The sequence below is a fragment of the Paenibacillus anaericanus genome (assembly GCF_003994475.1).
Lineage (GTDB): Bacteria > Bacillota > Bacilli > Paenibacillales > Paenibacillaceae > Fontibacillus > Fontibacillus anaericanus.
The window spans coordinates 1-16,541 of the sequence record NZ_RZNY01000040.1 but is presented as its reverse complement, the minus strand read 5'-3'; the positions used below and the strand labels follow the sequence as shown (position 1 = coordinate 16,541).

The following is a 16,541-nucleotide window of genomic DNA, read 5'->3' as shown; positions in this document are numbered from 1 at the left end:
GGGCAGAGGTGATATCCAATGACAATGAATAAAATGAAAATGACAGCCGCTATATTGTTAGCAGGATCTTTATTGATGGGCACATCGGCTTCAGCATTTAAGGATGTAAAGGGCCACGATGCTAAGATTACCGAATCGTTGCAGGAGCGGGGAGTAATTCAAGGGAATTCACAAGATAAGTTCGTTCCTCAAGGCAAGCTTACTGGTGCGCAGAGCGTTCAAATGATTGTAAAGGCTTTGGGACTAAAAGCTAAGGAAGAGTCTTACACCAAGCGTTCTGGCCCGAATAACTGGTACAAAACTTCACTACAAATCGCCGAGGATAATGGAATTAAGCTACCCAAAAATTTTGATCCAAAAGCAGAGTTGTCTAGAGAGGCATTTGCATATCTACTGATGCAGGCTGTCGATTCAACTACACCCTCTGGATATGCGACCGTTACGATGCTAGTCATACTTAATGATTCAGACCAAGTAAATAAGGTATATGCGAATAGCATCCAAATGATCCTGCTCTCGAAAATTGCGACTTTGGATGACAAAGGTAAATTTTATCCTAAGCAATCTGTCACTCGGATTGAGGCAGCCAGAATGGTCTATAATGCAGCTGAATTTGTAGAGGAGCTTAAGAAGTCAGAAGTGAATAACCAAGAGGAAGTTTATCTAAGTGTGGAGAAAGTGAACGATAAGATCAATAAAGTTGTTCTAACCCGTCTAAATCAACCGAATCCTGGTTACGGAATCGCTGTATCCAAGATTGAATTTACGGAACAGGGCAAAGCGATCGTTTACTACAAATTATTGTCGCCGAAACCTAATTACGGCTATATTCAAGTGATTAGTGATACGAAGACTGAGACATATGTATCAAGTGAATATACGGTAGAAATCGCGCCACAAAAATAAAGGCTGAGCTGGATGAAAGAGAAGATATAAAGATAAAGGCTATCCTAAGTGTGAAGTAATTTCACGATAGGATAGCCTCTTTGTTATCTTGCATTAGCTTAAGTTTGTTAAATAGTAGTCTACACTGTAGCGGGATTTCCGGCAGATACCAGGACCTCAGAGGAACCGAGCTGCAGACGGTACATTTGATAGTAGCGACCGCCATGCGCGAGCAGTTCTTCGTGTGTACCTTGCTCCACGATTTGACCCCGATGCAGCACGAGAATCTGGTCAGCGCTACGGATTGTCGATAAGCGGTGAGCGATGATAAATGTTGTCCGTCCACGTTTCAGAACTTCCAGTGCAGATTGGATCAGTGCCTCAGTCTCCGTATCAATGTTAGCTGTGGCTTCATCGAGAATGAGGATGGCCGGGTCAAAGGCTAGTGCCCGTGCAAACGAGATGAGTTGTCGTTCCCCAGCTGAGAGCGTACTCCCTTTCTCAACAACGGGTTCATCTAGTCCTTTCGGAAGGTGAGATAGGATCCGGGTAGCCCCGACATCTTCCAACGCCTTCTCTATTGTAGCCCGTGAGATTTTATCATCACCAAGACTGACATTTGAGGCAATTGTTCCGGTGAACAAATAAGGGTCTTGCAGTACAATTCCCATATGCTCACGAATCCACTGTTTAGGTAGGTCCCGTACATTCTGACCGTCGATCGTGATCGTCCCTTTCTGCGGATCGTAAAAACGGAACAATAAGTTGATGATGGAACTCTTACCTGATCCCGTATGACCAACGAGTGCTACCGTCTGACCTTGCTTAGCTTTAAAGGTAATATTCTTTAACACGTAGTCTTGTTTATAGGCAAACGATACGTCTTTAAATTCCACGTTTCCTTTGTAACGAGGCATGGAGCCATCGGTAACATCCTCACCTGGTTCGTCCATGAGGGCGAATACTCGGCCAGCGGATACCATGGAGGAATCCAGCGCAGCAAGTTGATTCACCATACCTGTCATTGGTTGGAACAGTCGTCCGAGCACGTCAACGAAAGCGTAGAGTACCCCAAGTGAGATGATTCCTGTTCCATTCAATTGTGCTGAGCCAAAGTACCACAGAACAACTGCGAATGAAAAACTGCGGATTACGTTGACGAGATTATGTGAAGTAAATGAGTTCAGGTTAAGCATTTTATTCTGATGTTTCATGTAGTCATTGTTCAAGTTCTCGAATTCTTCTTTGGTTTGTGGTTCTCTCCGGAAAATTCGGATGATCGACATTCCTTGAATGGATTCGTTGATAATTGCATTGATCTCACTTAAGCGCGAACGAATGATGGTGTTGTACTTCGTAGCGAATTTCCGGTAAAGAACAACCCAGATCCAAATGATCGGCACAATGAAGAGACAGATGAGCCCAAGTCTTACATCAAGTAAGAACAGAGCGATATATACACCAATCATATTAATGATGCCGGAGAAGAAGTTTGAAAGCACAGCAATGAACAAGTCTTTGACTGCTTCCGTATCATTTGTTACCCGGGATACGACTTTTCCTGCGGGTAAATTGTCAAAGAAATGAACGGGCAGACGTTGGATATGTGCATATACATCCATGCGTAGCTTCTGAATGACTTTATTTGCTGATGATTGTAGCCAATACGTTTTACCAAATTCCATTAGGATTGAGATGGCAAGAAAACAAAGGTACCAGCCGACCAACGTAAATATTCCAGGTATCTCAGGTTTGTAGAACGAGAATAGCTCGGTAGCACTCAGTTTTTGAGCTGGATAATCAGTTATAACTCCTTTTTTATCCAAGGTCATTATACCGTCTGCATAGCTGCGCTTGCCCGTTATATCTGATACTGCACTGTCAATGAACACAAAGGAAGATCCTACCTGAAGGATTCGAACCTCATTACCTTTGGCTTCCCCGTCAGCTAAGCGGTCGCCTCGTTTGAAGTAGCGATTGTCGAAGGAAACCGTCTGCTCTCCCTGAATGGAGGTCTCATTGAATGGTTGTTCGATCGCTAGCATATGGTCGTCGATCATGGAGCGAGCGATAAACGGTCCCGCTAGTTCAGCGGCAACACCGATAGCTAGCATAACGAGTGCTAAAATGAATGTATTTTTCGCCGTCATGGCGTATTTGAATAGTGATTTACCTGTATTACTGTGCATCTTAGGACACCTCCCCGTCACTTAGGCCAGATTCTACCTGTTGACGTTCGTATTGTTCACGGTACCAACCACCGAGTTCCAGTAGTGTTTCATGAGTACCTTGTTCGATCATCTTGCCTTTCTCCAGCACGACGATCCAGTCTGCATGTTCCACACCAGATAGTCTGTGTGTAGAGATTAGCGTAGTTTTGCCGGAACGCTGATTGCGAATGTTGTCAATGATTCGCGCTTCAGTCCGCGCATCCACAGCGGATAAGGCATCATCTAGGATTAAGATATCTGGATCGGCGATGAACGCCCTAGCAAGAGCAACGCGTTGTTTCTGTCCACCAGAAAGGGCCACGCCTTTTTCACCTACTAGTGTATCAAGGCCATCCGATAATGTACCTAAATCCTGATCAAAGGCAGCTGTCTTGATCGCTTCCATAATGATGTCATCAGGAGCGTCTTTCAAACCGAATTGGATATTCTGCCGGACTGTCTTGGAGAACAGAATTTGTTCTTGTGGAACATAACCAATCCAGCTGTAGAGCTGATTCAGAGAAATGTCTTGAATGAGCACGTCTGAAATCGTAAGCTTACCTGTTCCGGCAGGGTATTCATTTAATAGTTGCTTCAATAGTGTTGATTTACCGCTTCCCGTTTTACCGACGATACCGAGTGTTTGACCACGTTTGACTGTTAGGTTAATTTTCTCTAGGTTGTTAATCGATGAAGTAGGGTAGCGGAAGGTGAGGTCTTTGAATTCAATAGCTTCAGGACTTTCGACATGAATGGGATTAGCCGGATCTTTCACGTCAGGAGGAACGTTAAGTGTCTCATTAACACGATCAAGTGAGGCGCCACCGCGCTGCATAATGTTGATTAATTCTCCAATAGCAAACATGGGCCAGATCATCATACCGAGAAACATGTTAAACGTTACGAGATTGCCAAGGGTCAGTTCATTATGAAATACGAGATATATGCCGTATGTAAGTCCGATAGCGTAGCTAAGTCCTACGAATAGACGAATAGTAGGTTCAAAGTAGGCATCGACCTTAGCCACCGCAAGATTCTTCTTATATACATCATTAGTGATATCAGCAAATTTTTGCTCATCATGGCGCTCTTGAACATAGGCACGAATGACGCGAATACCGGCTACGGATTCAAGTACCTGATCATTCATATCTCCAAAAGCATCCTGAGCGAGTGTGTAACGCTCGTGAATGATCTTTCCGTAAATCTTCATTGCTAATGCGATGAAGGGGAGGGGAATAATCGCAGCGAGTGTTAGCTTCCAACTGATCATCGTTCCCATTGCGATCAAGATCACCGATAAATAGGAGGTGGAATCGGTTAACGTTAGCATTCCGAAACCAACAGTTGTAGAAACCGAACGCAAATCGTTGGTCGCGCGGGCCATTAGATCACCTGTGCGGCTTCGCTCGAAGAATGGTGGTGTCATTCCAAGTAGATGATTCATGAATCGTGTACGAAGTAAACGTTCTACAAGATTGGATCCGCCAAATATTTCGCGCATCCAAACATACGTCGTAAAGTAGATAAAGATAAGGACGCCAATGATTAGTAAGATATAATTCGTAAGGGATGCCCAAGTCACGGAGCCTGTTACGATTTCATCAATGGCATTTCCTAACAACTTGGGTGGTGCCAATTCTGCGATACCACAAACGATTAATAAGATTAAACCAATAAAATAACGCTTTTTCTCTCTCTGAAAAAACCATCCTAAATTTTTAAGAACTGAAAACATTGAGGGTTTTCCTCCTTCTCCAAATTGCTCTAATTGTGAATAGTAATGAACCTCTACAGGTGCCGGAAATCGCAAAAAAGACATATCGTCCGTAAACGATATGCCTTAAAGACAATACATATATCGCACGTTACTTGATAATCAAGCAACCTATGCGAATGATATCGCCGATTCCCACAAAAAATGGCGGGACGCGTCAGCGTTAAATTCCATCCAAGCCTGCAGGGGTTGCTTCAGTATTTAATTGTTGTTGTAGTGCCGCATATGGAAATGCGGAATTAAAATGATTAAACACATTGCTCACCCTTTCTTAATGAATTTGGTAATTCATTGAAATTTTCTAGTACGTTTTCGATCTTAACACCAGATTTGTGAATGTGTCAATTTATTTTTTTGGAGAAAACAGGATGTTAGTGTTTGGCTTTCCTAGCGGATTGGTCTAAAATATAAGCAGATAGGAGGGAGAACAATATGATCAACGTTTCTCATGAGGCAGCAGAATGGTTCAAACACGAGCTTGGTTTACAGGAGGGACAATCGATCCGTTTCTTCGCCCGCTATAGTGCAGGGGGAGTTATACATCCGGGATTTTCACTCGGTATTGAAGTGGATGAACCGGTATCCATGGGGGTTTCCTCTGTTGTGGATGGCATTACGTTCTACATGGAAGATAAGGATTTATGGTATTTGGATGGTTATCGGCTGAACGTAGCTTTTGATGAGGCAGAAGGCGATATCGAGTATAAATATGAAACGGCAGATTAATTAGACCATGATCGGTCTGGATATGTAAAAAAGGCCCGATATCGGGCCTTCTCTTACTTACTTATAGTTTCGCATTATAAAATGACACTGTCATCCATAGCAAACTCAAAGTCCCCAATATCGAATACCTGTACAGGGACCTCGCATTCAATAATACGACGGATAAGTTCTAATTGATCCGTGAGTACAGGCGCGTTTTCACGTTGTGCTGTGAGCACGATCTCCGTTTCAATCGGATCCAGGAATTCACCGTATTGTTCGTTATCCACAGCATTAACGACAGTCCAGGATATATTATCCCCGAATAGAATCGATGGACTCTTGGACCAAGGTACATTTAAAGCCCGTTCTAGCTTTTTGCGATTAAGTGGCTCTTCCAAATAAGCGATTAATTCGCTTATTTTATTTTTGACGTGTAGTTCGTCAGCAGAATCACTCATAAGAGTTTCTGGGCTGTTATGAAATTCGTATAACTCCATGATGGTGGTATAAGGCACAATATATTCTACAGGTGCAGATGGCACCATGAGTTCACCGTAAATCGCCACCATCACGGCTTCTATAACAAATCGACGTGACATGGTTATCCTCCCAAAGCTATAGTTGCTCATTGATCATTATGGAGTATATCATATCAAACTGACAATTACAGCATGGGGTCGGGGAATAACGATGGGGAAGTTTATTTTGTTACGTTTAGTCACAGGTTGACTGAGTAATATAACACGAGGGATGTGCACAAGTTTTGAAACAATGGAAGTCCTATTTAGTTTTTGTCAAACCTTATACGAAGTGGATTATTTTAACCTTAATCATCGGTATTCTGAAATTTGGTATTCCGGCATTACTCCCGCTTGTCCAGAAATATGTAGTTGACGATATCTTATTAAATACAACGATGGGTATGGATCAGAAGATATCCAATTTAGGGATCGTTCTAGGCATAACACTCTTTCTGTTTGTGATTGTGCGGGGACCTGTAGAATATGCCAGACAATATTTTGCCCAATTAATTACCGCAAAAATATTGTCGGACCTACGTAATAAACTGTACAGTCATCTTCAACGTTTGTCACTTCGCTATTATCAGAATACAAAAGTGGGGGAGATTATCTCCCGATTCATAAACGATGCAGAACAGACGAAGAATATCGTCGAAGTCGGATTGATGAATGTTTGGCTAGATGCTTTTACTTTGGTATTCGTACTTGGCTTTATGTTTTATTTGGATCCTACGCTGACATTCGTATCGATTGCAATTTTCCCACTGTATGCGATTGCTGTTCAAATATTATATAAACGTCTGAAAAAACTAACGAAGGATCGTTCTGCAGCTTTAGCTGGCATTCAGGCTTATTTGCATGAACGGATTCAGGGGATTTCAGTTATTCGCAGCTTTGCCCTTGAGCGGCATGATCAGAGCAAGTTCGAAGGGATCAACGGCAAATACTTAAGTAAGGCGATGGCACACAGTCGCTGGAATGCCTGGACATTCGCGATTATTAATACACTGACTGATATCGCTCCTCTGATGGTGATCGGTTATGGGGGGTATGAGGTTATTCAAGGTAATCTGACACTTGGGACATTTATCGCCTTCTTCGGTTATCTTGATCGTCTCTATGCTCCGTTGAAGCGGCTGATTAACTCATCGACAATTCTAACGCAAGCCTCCGCTTCTTGGGAACGTGTGCAGGAACTCTTGGAAGAGCCTTATGATATGGTAGATGCGAATGACGCCGCTATACTTGAGCATGGTAGTTATGGGGTTGCTTTTCGAAATGTCTGGTTTAAATATCAGGATCAAGGGAATTGGGTACTCAAAAATATTACGTTTCAGGCAAATCCAGGTCAAACGGTGGCTTTTGTTGGGATGAGTGGTGGCGGAAAATCATCGCTAGTCGGCTTGATTCCAAGATTTTATGATGTGCAGAAAGGCTCCATCTTGATCGCAGGCAAGGAATCCAGCCATTGGACAATGGAGAGTTTGCGTAGTCAGATTGGTATGGTACTTCAAGATAACTTTTTGTTTAGTGGCAGTGTTCGGGATAATATTTTATTAGGTAATCCAGGAAGTGATGATGAGGCCGTCTATGCTGCAGCTCGGGCTGCCAACGCTCATGATTTCATATTGGAACTACCACAAGGTTATGATACGGAAGTGGGAGAACGGGGTGTGAAACTGTCTGGTGGGCAAAAACAACGGGTTGCTATCGCACGGGTCTTCCTAAAGAATCCGCCTATACTGATTTTGGACGAGGCAACATCGGCTCTTGATTTGGAGTCGGAAAGCCTAATTCAACAATCCCTTCGGGATCTCTCTAAGAGTCGCACCACCCTTATTGTTGCACATCGGTTATCTACCATCACTCATGCCGATCTCATCGTTGTGATGAAGAACGGTTCTGTTGTAGAACGCGGGACGCATGAAGAGCTAATGGGAAAACAAGGTGTCTATGCACAGCTCTATAACATCCAAAATTTAAATCCATAGGTTTTCAAGAGCAAGAAGGGGCTACCCCCAAAGGTCCGTATCATCGACCTTTGGAGATAACCCCTTTTTCATTATTTGCTAAACCTTGCCGATGAGCAGAGAAAGAATACCGGCTGCGATCAGTGGACCTACAGGGACCCCTTTGAAGAAAGCAACACCAAGAACTGTTCCAATGAGCAGTCCCGCAACCATCGTTGGCTGATTGCCCATTAACGTCGCCCCGCGCCCGCCTAACCAAGCAACGAGAATTCCGATGCCAATGGCTAATAGGGATTTCCAGTGAAAGAAGGAAGTCAGCAGAGTCTGGGGAGAAATTTTGCCGCTAGCAACCGGAGCCATCACTCCAATGGTGAGGATAACAATCCCGATGGTAAGGCCATATTTCTCAAGCCAAGGGAACAAATGCTGCAGATGGAGTACTCTAAGCAGGAGCAATACGATCATGGCTACCGTAATTGGCATATTGTTGCTGAAGATACCAAGTCCGGCCATGAGTAGTAGCAACAAGGAAGTAATGTCGACTTGATTCATGTGTGTTAAATTCTCCTTTTCCAGACGATAGGTGAAACGTTATTGGTCCTTAAGGGAAGTGAGGATATGCTCTGCAATAAATTTACCGTGTTCACGGCCTGTTTCAATAAAAACTTCGTTGGCATTACGGCCTGAGGCGATAACTCCTGCGACATAAAGACCTGGCACGTTACTCTCCATTGTGTCTGGATTAAAAACAGGCTTCTCCATGTCTCCAGACATTTCGACGCCAGCTTGAACCAGTAGCTTACGGTCTGGACGGAAACCGGTTAATGCGAGTACGAAATCGTTAGGAAGTCGCTCAGTTGTTCTATACTCTAGAGATTCTATGAGTACATGAGCAGGCTCTATTTCGATAACTCTTGAAGATAGTTGGAGCTGAATTTTACCCTTGTTCACCATACTTTCAAAGACGGGTTTGACCCAAGGTTTAATGGATTCCGATAGTTGTTCACCACGATATACAACCGTGACTTCTGCACCTACACGAACCATTTCCAGAGCGGCATCTACTGCAGAATTGCTTCCTCCGATGACCGCCACTTTCATTCCTGTATAAGGATGGGCTTCACGGAAATAATGGGACACCTTGCTCATATCTTCCCCAGGAATACCAAGAAGATTAGGATGATCGAAGTATCCTGTTGAAATGACAACATAACGGGTCTTATATTCCCAGGTCTCTCCATCTCTAGTGATGGAGGAAACGATAAACGTGCCATCAGCTTGGCGCTCAATGTTGGTTGCCTCTTCATAGGCAGCAACTCCGAGCGAGTAGAAATTACTGACACCACGGTAATAAGCGAGCGCTTCATGACGGAATGGCTTATCGTTTGATGTAGTAAAGGGGATATCGCCGATGGAGAGCGTTTCTGCTGTACTGAAGAACTGCATATGGGTCGGATATGAATAAATGGAATGAACTAGACAGTTTTTCTCTAATACGAGAACATGAAGTCCGCGGCGCTGACATTCTATGGCAGCGGATAGTCCACACGGACCCGCTCCGATGATGATAACATCTTGCAATGTGAGTCCTCCTAAATAATAAATTTGATCTAATTTACTGAAACAATATCATCCTACAGCAAATGCCAGAGAATATCCAGCCGTTCACATCTAGCGCAGATTGAGAGAGAAGATATGGCAAACCTATGACAATTTGCAAATGTAGAGTTCAAACCGCAATAGGTTGGATATAATAGTATTGTAAGCGCTTCCTAGTTAAAACATGAGTAAGGGAGGAACTAGTCATGCTAGCATGGTTCAAAAATAACCGTAAGCATAGCAAAGTAAGTTCACCGTCCGTCGTTCAGGTTACATTGGAAGAGATGAAGCAAGCGGTATTACGATATGAAGCAGACATGCCGGAAGGCATTAATCGGATATCACTCATGTTATCAGATGGCAGTCTAGATACATCTCGTCTGACCCGATATTTGGGTGGAATCAGTACTAGAAAGTTCTACTTGTCGCGTGAAACCTATGAGATCTTCGAGGAAGAAGATCGGCAGATTCCATATTATCTTGATTTGGTTCAGGTTGCCGTGGATGACTATATGGATGATAAGGGTAAGCTGCCTATAATTGCGGATTCACCCCAACATCAGGTCGACTTTTCATTGCTTCTCCGTGAACATTATATTAAAGTGACACCCCCGTTTCCCCTTTATGTGACGGAACAAGAGCTTATGCTAACACATCGATCCAAAATGATTATCTAAGATTATCTAAGTTAATGATTGACAAATCTTATTGCTGTCTAATATGATGTTATCAAATATTTGAAAGGAGCTGGGTAATATGAGTGGAATAAAAATGACTTTGAATTTGAACCTATTTGTATGCACGGTCTCCTTATCGGCGAAAGATTGTCGTTAGTTCTTGTAAGTTGCGGAACGAACGTATTGATCGATCAATTTACATGATGCCGCAGGGACCGTTATTGTCCTGCGGCTTTTTCATGCCTTCAGCGCTGGTGCGCGCCTGAGGGTGGAAATCGGACCAGAAAATAAAGACATGTGGAACCTTGCTTTGGAGGAGGGGTGTCTTTGTTAGTCCGGTAATGGGGAAGCGTAGGGCGGATGCTCTGCGCTTTTTGTTGTACTCTTTTGTCGATGAGGAGAGAAAAGGAAGTAAAAATTAAGTTAAGTTATGGAACGATCTTAAGGAGGAAATTGAGTTGAATTTAGAAACTTTAGTAACGATAGGTTGGAATAGCAAGCGGGAGACCGCTTTTAAGCAATTAGGATTGGAAGATGTGTGCCCAGCTAGAATAGTGGCGGATCACGGACAGAAATATCGGATCATAACAGAGCGCGGAGAAGGTTGGGCCGAAATGTCGGGGCGCCTGTTACATGAGCTTGAAGAACATAGTGCTTATCCTGCTGTCGGAGATTGGGTAGCGATTCGGTTACTTACTAGTGATAGTCAGGATGGCGTTATTCATGGAGTACTACCGAGAAGCAGTCAAATATCCAGGAGAGCGGCTGGGAGTATCCCGGTTGAGCAAATTGTTGCAGCTAATGTAGATCTCTTGTTCATAGTGGTCGCACTTAATTTGGATTTCAATCTTCGCAGGTTGGAGCGATATTTGATCATGGCCTGGAATAGCGGGGCATTACCGGTTATTCTACTCAGTAAGGCTGATCTGTGCGATGATCCGCAGCGGTATATCTCGGAAGTAGAGGAAGTGTCACCAGGTGTGCAGGTGCTAGCAATTAGTGCGATGGAGGACTGGGGAGCAGAGGAGCTTCACCATCTATTAAAGCCCGGGGTAACAGTTGCTCTAACCGGATCTTCAGGTTCAGGTAAATCAACCATTGTGAACTGGATGTCGGGGCAAGAGATGCAGCGAACCCAGGATATTCGTGAGAGCGATAGTCGTGGTCGGCATACGACGACTCATCGGGAGATGTTCATTTTGCCGCAAGGTGCAGTGATGATCGATACGCCAGGTATGCGTGAGCTTCAACTGTGGGACGACGAAGGTGGTTTGGCAGAGGCCTTCAGTGATATTTCTGAGCTCGCCCAGGGATGTCGGTTTGGAGATTGTCGCCATGAACGTGAATTAGGTTGCGCGGTTAGAGCGGCTTTGGAAGAAGGGTTGTTAGATTCTAAGCGGATGGATAATTACCGGAGAACACAGCGTGAACTGAAGTTTCAGACCGCTAAGGAACGAAGAAGAGGGAAGCCGAATAAGGCACCTTCTGATAAAAAGGACGCTCCTCGGGGTAAGGGTGAACAGCGCAGACGGTTTGAAGTGGTGGAATGGGAGTGATAAACACTCCCATCACATTCTAGTTCTTGTTTAGCGGGAGCCAAGCGAGTACATCTTGAATTTTCGCGTCCCAGTATGCCCAATCATGAGATCCAGGGCTTTCGTTATATGTTAAAGGAAGTCCTGAAGCGCTGCAGGCATCACGGAAGATAAGATTGTCGTTATAGAGAAAATCTTCAGTCCCGCAGCATTGATATAGTAAAGGTTTGGGACCATCTTGATGAACAGCCTCATCAATAAGGGTTAACAAGTCGTTATTTGTACCTGCAGGTCCTTCCGTTCCAAAGACACGCTTGAACAGTGAGGTAATATCGCGATCTCCCCTTACTTCATCTACGAGATTTCTAGATATGTTGAGCGCTCCAGACATACTGGCTGCGGCTGAGAATTGTTCTGGTTTGCGTAATGCCAATTTGAACGCTCCGTAACCACCCATCGATAAACCGGCGACAAAGTTATCTTCACGTCGGTCCGATAAGGGAAAGAAGGAACGGCATATACGGGGTAGTTCTTCACTTACAAATGTCCAATATCGACTACCTTCGGCCATATCGGTGTAGAAGCTCAGATCACATTGTGGCATAACTACGGCTAGACCAAGATTAGAGACATATCGTTCGATCGATGTGCGGCGAATCCAAGTGCTATCGTCGTCGGACATCCCGTGTAGTAAATATAAAGTGGGGTAAGGTCCCGAGGTGACGCTGCTCCCGGGCATACCGATTTGAGAAGGTGCGGGTTCTGGCAGGATAACCGACATAGATGTACTGAGTCCTAAAACTTCGGAGAAAAAACGACATTGAATGAAAGCCATTAGTAGTTGCTCCCTTGCGATTAGTAGGTAGGATGAGAGATACAATTGATATGAAATTCATTTAATATTATACGCTTTCATAGAGCATGATGAAATGATTCTTATTTAATTCAAATCTTGGTTTACTCTAAAGTGGTACAATAAGTAAATGAGTATAGAATCCAGGGTTTATGAGAGACAACAATGGGGGTGGAGTGATGAATTTCCCCTGGAAAAGAAATCTATACGTGCTCTGGATCGGTGTTTTTTTCTGTAGCATGGCATACTCTATGGTTATTCCATTCATGTCGCTGTTTATAGCACATGATCTGGGAGTCAAGGATAATTTAACAGTATGGTCTGGTTTTGCCTTCGGAATTACCTTCCTTGCGGGTGCATTGATCGCACCGTTCTGGGGGTCCCTTTCAGACAAATATGGGCGTAAACCGATGCTTCTTCGCTCAGGCTTCTCGCTCTGCGTCGTCTATATTCTGACCTCATTTGTTCAGGATCCTTATCAATTAATAGCAGTACGTATTTTATCGGGTCTGCTAGCAGGGTATGTGCCTTCGGCAATTGCATTAGTGGCAACGAATACGCCAGAGAAACATGTGGGTTACTCGCTTGGGATCATGTCAACAGCAGGCGCTGCGGGTGGAATTATTGGTCCGATGATCGGTGGTTTTTTGAGCAAGTACATAGGATATCGCGAATCTTTTATAGCTGCAGGAGCAGTAGTGCTTCTTTCTGCACTGATTGCTTGGTTTTTTGTGAAAGAGGAGAACTTTGATCGAAATCGTGAACGCTCGCATGTGCTTGACGATTTGAAACAGGCTGCATCGAATTCTCCATTCATGAGACAATTGATTATCGCACTAATTGTTACTTCTTCAGTTATGGTACTTGAACCATTACTCTCACTGTATGTTCTTGACTTAGGAGCATCCAAATCAGATGCTTCGTTCAGTTCGGGAATTATTTTCTCAGCAGTTGGAATATCAACAGTGATTGCTGCACCCATCTGGGGGAAAATTGGTCAAAAGATAGGTTACCGGAATACGTTAGTTATCGGTTTGGTCGGTGGGGGTGTGGGTAATTTCTTGCAGATCTTTGTGCATAACCTGGTTGGCTTTGGAGTGCTTCGATTTGTGTACGGTCTGTTCTTCGCCGCAGTCTTTCCAGCGCTTAATGCATTGATTGTAAAAGTTACGGAACCCGAGTTCCGTGGTAGGGCATTCAGTCTTAACCAATCGGCTAGTCAGTTGGGCAATATGGTCGGGCCCATGTCTGGTGGAGCTTTAGCCGGATGGATTTCTATTCCTTTCGTCTTCATCTTAAATGGATTACTACTAGTCATTACAGCGATTACACTACGGTTGAAATTTGGTCAGTCTAGTAGAAGTTCCAGTAAACGGGAGAAGTCTACCTCAAGCTTGTCCTAAGTTCTCTACAAGGCTTAATACAATGAAAAGGTCCACATAACGGCAATGTAATTAGCCGTAGTGTGGACCTTTTCATATCATCGTTATATTCCAATTGTCTGGGCAACGAAGTGACTCTCAATTATTAGTAGAGAGAAAGTGCCAGAGAGTCGAATTCGCTTTTACTGTGAAGAATCGCTTCGGAACCTTCGATCTCAATACTAATAAGAGAGTTCAGGCATTTCTGTAAAGCTTGCTTACCATTGCGGAACTTATTCTCAAGTGCGCTTGTCAGCAATTTCAAAGTCCGCTGTATGGGTTGCTTGTTGTCGATGTTAAAGTACACTGGCACAAGACTGTTTTGGAAATTAATAAGTATTCTCATTTCTAATCACCTCTATAAAGTGGTTTCATATTACACATTCTAATTTAGAAATCTTAAAAATAGATTAAGAAAAGATTATAATTCGATAAATGTTTGTTGACTTATGACCCTAATACGAAAAAGAATTCTAAAAAGTTTCAAGTTTCTGGATTTTTTTTATGATAGTTGTGGAAATGAAGTGTAGATATGTAAGATTGTTTCATAGTTATGGAAAATTATCACATACAATGAATCGAATAAGAAACTATAATAGCAAAAATGAAAGGGGAGATACCGGATGAGTGAGGTTGTACGCAATTATTATGAGAATAATGCGGAATATGAATGGGAGAGATTAAACAACCCTTACAGTAAAGTCGAATTCCTAAGTACAATTCGATTGTTTGAAAAGTACTTGCCAGTTACAGGACATGTTTGCGATGTAGGTTCGGGCCCCGGTAGATATTCTACTTGGCTATTAAAGCAAGGCTATAAAGTGACTTTATTTGAAATCTCGCAAAAAGAACTCGATATAGCGGCTTCCAGAATTCTAGAATTAGGATTGCAAGCCGAGGCATATATTTGTGACAACGCTACGAATATGCATGTGCTTAGTGATGAAACTTACGACGCTGTCCTAGTAATGGGTCCACTCTATCATATTCTGGACGATTGCGATCGTAGTAAAATTATTCGTGATACCTCTAGAATTCTTAAAAAGGGTGGGGTAGCCATCTTTGCATATATTAATTCATGGGGAGCTCTAAAAGCTGGAGTAACTGAATTTAGTGAGGAATTCAGAGACCTGAATCATTTGAATAAGTATTTAGGAGAATTGAAACTGGATGAGAATCAGGGCTTTACAGAGTGTTATTTCAGTACACCTGTGAAGGCGCTGGAAGAAATCACGCAAGGTGGATTTGAGATTGTATCGTATGCCGGAACCGAAAGCTTCTTGGCAGGTATGCGGCCTGAAATAACAAGGTTGTACAAAGAGGATCGGATCGTTTATGATCATCTATTGCAAGTGGCAAGTGAGAGTAGTGAGTTGCCCCAATATCGTGATGCTACAGAACATTTACATATTGTGGCGAGAAAAAAATAAAATTAGATAAGAAGCAAGGCCGTAAGATCGCTCATGTACCGTCACAAAACGGTCAGGGAGTGATCTTTTTTTTACAAAAAAAATTTATGTAAGATTACCTATTTTATCTAATTATGCTATAATGCAATAAATGAAAAGTTTTGCATTATAGTATTTATGGTTAATTTAAGGAAGCCGTATTCTAGTAGGAGGTGAGCAAATGTTAATTGTTGAGTGTTCGCCCTTAATCACACCACCGCATATATTGTCCCGATTGGCTGATGCATCACGAAGTAAGCTAGCATGCTGGGTCAACTATAGTATCGGAAGAGAAAACTTCGAGGAATATTTGCAAATTACGAATGGACGTGTTGTCAAAGTAGAGAGGTTACAGGAGCAGAATTTGCTATGCCAAGTTGATGATATGGGCAGATTAAATAGCGTATGCAGCAGTTTGGCTGAAAGGATGAAATGGAATAGTCGTTCATCTGGATCGGGAGAACTTCCTGCTCTCATGTTGTCGAAACGTAAGTTCGAGCAGGTAATGAGTCACTCAGATGATCTGGGTATGGAAGAGATTATGGCTGAGTTGTTGGGATCAAATGATGATAAAGCAGGTGTTGTTGCCCTGGCTAGGTGCTTGAAGATGAAGCGGTGCCAAGGAAATATTACGTTCTATAACGCTAAGAAGAATAAATGGGAAGGTCAGAGTGCTCAATTTATTAACGATCATTATATGAGCTGGCTGATTCGTTCTAGCACAAAAGATGACGAGGATTGGTTGATTGCAACCCCCATGCCTAAGGAAAAATTTCAGGATATGATGATGACGTGGTTCCGTCAGAGTCAGCGTTCCGAGGCTCTCCCTAGCGGTCAAAGTGTAAGTTAGTCAGTTAATCCAATAGAATAGGATACTATGTTGATAAACCGCCCTAAATGAACTGCACCCCAATTGTTAGACACAACTAACAATTGG

15 protein-coding genes are annotated in these 16,541 nt (G+C 43.1%); 8 read left to right on the top strand and 7 right to left on the bottom strand.

What is annotated here, in order from left to right; all coding sequences use genetic code 11:
* Positions 1–18: 18 nt before the first annotated feature.
* Positions 19–906 carry an S-layer homology domain-containing protein gene (locus EJP82_RS25475; protein WP_246054436.1) on the top strand — a complete coding sequence of 296 codons (888 nt, stop codon included), beginning with the start codon at positions 19–21 and terminating at the stop codon, positions 904–906.
* Positions 907–1,025: 119 nt separating this feature from the next.
* Here the strand turns inward: EJP82_RS25475 and EJP82_RS25470 are convergent, their stop codons facing one another.
* Positions 1,026–3,074 (bottom strand): ABC transporter ATP-binding protein, encoded by a 2,049-nt coding sequence (locus tag EJP82_RS25470; protein ID WP_127194885.1) that lies wholly within the window; start codon positions 3,072–3,074, stop codon positions 1,026–1,028.
* A gap of 1 nt (position 3,075) precedes the next feature.
* Entirely contained in the window at positions 3,076–4,833 is a 1,758-nt protein-coding gene (locus EJP82_RS25465) for an ABC transporter ATP-binding protein (RefSeq protein WP_127194884.1), read from the bottom strand.
* A gap of 471 nt (positions 4,834–5,304) precedes the next feature.
* Between EJP82_RS25465 and EJP82_RS25460 the strand changes: the two genes are divergently transcribed.
* Positions 5,305–5,598: a HesB/YadR/YfhF family protein gene (locus EJP82_RS25460; protein ID WP_127194883.1), complete on the top strand. Its 294-nt coding sequence runs from the start codon at positions 5,305–5,307 to the stop codon at positions 5,596–5,598.
* 74 nt (positions 5,599–5,672) lie between these two features.
* Here EJP82_RS25460 and EJP82_RS25455 read toward each other — a convergent pair whose 3' ends face one another.
* Positions 5,673–6,179 (bottom strand): ADP-heptose synthase, encoded by a 507-nt coding sequence (locus EJP82_RS25455; protein WP_127194882.1) that lies wholly within the window; start codon positions 6,177–6,179, stop codon positions 5,673–5,675.
* 164 nt (positions 6,180–6,343) lie between these two features.
* Here EJP82_RS25455 and EJP82_RS25450 point away from each other — a divergent pair, with 164 nt between their 5' ends.
* On the top strand, positions 6,344–8,092 hold the full coding sequence (locus tag EJP82_RS25450; protein ID WP_127194881.1) for an ABC transporter ATP-binding protein: 1,749 nt from the start codon (positions 6,344–6,346) through the stop codon (positions 8,090–8,092).
* Between the two features lie 78 nt (positions 8,093–8,170).
* Here the strand turns inward: EJP82_RS25450 and EJP82_RS25445 are convergent, their stop codons facing one another.
* Both EJP82_RS25445 and EJP82_RS25440 read right to left on the bottom strand, forming a co-directional pair.
* Positions 8,171–8,623 (bottom strand): DUF441 domain-containing protein, encoded by a 453-nt coding sequence (locus tag EJP82_RS25445; RefSeq protein ID WP_127194880.1) that lies wholly within the window; start codon positions 8,621–8,623, stop codon positions 8,171–8,173.
* A gap of 39 nt (positions 8,624–8,662) precedes the next feature.
* Positions 8,663–9,652 carry a YpdA family putative bacillithiol disulfide reductase gene (locus tag EJP82_RS25440; protein ID WP_127194879.1) on the bottom strand — a complete coding sequence of 330 codons (990 nt, stop codon included), beginning with the start codon at positions 9,650–9,652 and terminating at the stop codon, positions 8,663–8,665.
* Positions 9,653–9,876: 224 nt separating this feature from the next.
* Here EJP82_RS25440 and EJP82_RS25435 point away from each other — a divergent pair, with 224 nt between their 5' ends.
* Both EJP82_RS25435 and rsgA read left to right on the top strand, forming a co-directional pair.
* Positions 9,877–10,347 carry a DUF3939 domain-containing protein gene (locus tag EJP82_RS25435; RefSeq protein ID WP_127194878.1) on the top strand — a complete coding sequence of 157 codons (471 nt, stop codon included), beginning with the start codon at positions 9,877–9,879 and terminating at the stop codon, positions 10,345–10,347.
* Positions 10,348–10,805: 458 nt separating this feature from the next.
* On the top strand, positions 10,806–11,903 hold the full coding sequence (rsgA, locus tag EJP82_RS25430; protein WP_246054435.1) for a ribosome small subunit-dependent GTPase A: 1,098 nt from the start codon (positions 10,806–10,808) through the stop codon (positions 11,901–11,903).
* A 19-nt stretch (positions 11,904–11,922) separates the two neighbouring features.
* Here rsgA and EJP82_RS25425 read toward each other — a convergent pair whose 3' ends face one another.
* Positions 11,923–12,717, bottom strand: a complete 795-nt coding sequence (locus EJP82_RS25425) for an alpha/beta hydrolase (protein WP_127194876.1) — start codon at positions 12,715–12,717, stop codon at positions 11,923–11,925.
* A gap of 197 nt (positions 12,718–12,914) precedes the next feature.
* Between EJP82_RS25425 and EJP82_RS25420 the strand changes: the two genes are divergently transcribed.
* A complete protein-coding gene (locus tag EJP82_RS25420; RefSeq protein ID WP_127194875.1) occupies positions 12,915–14,138 on the top strand; it encodes an MFS transporter in 1,224 nt (407 codons plus the stop codon).
* Positions 14,139–14,262: 124 nt separating this feature from the next.
* On the opposite strand, the gene EJP82_RS25415 is transcribed toward EJP82_RS25420, so the two are convergent.
* A complete protein-coding gene (locus tag EJP82_RS25415; protein WP_127194874.1) occupies positions 14,263–14,502 on the bottom strand; it encodes a hypothetical protein in 240 nt (79 codons plus the stop codon).
* Between the two features lie 277 nt (positions 14,503–14,779).
* Between EJP82_RS25415 and EJP82_RS25410 the strand changes: the two genes are divergently transcribed.
* Both EJP82_RS25410 and EJP82_RS25405 read left to right on the top strand, forming a co-directional pair.
* The gene (locus tag EJP82_RS25410; protein ID WP_127194873.1) at positions 14,780–15,586 is read left to right on the top strand and encodes a class I SAM-dependent methyltransferase; all 807 of its coding nucleotides are present in this window, start codon (positions 14,780–14,782) and stop codon (positions 15,584–15,586) included.
* A 199-nt stretch (positions 15,587–15,785) separates the two neighbouring features.
* A complete protein-coding gene (locus EJP82_RS25405) occupies positions 15,786–16,454 on the top strand; it encodes a hypothetical protein (protein ID WP_127194872.1) in 669 nt (222 codons plus the stop codon).
* The last annotated feature ends 87 nt before the right edge of the window (positions 16,455–16,541 follow it).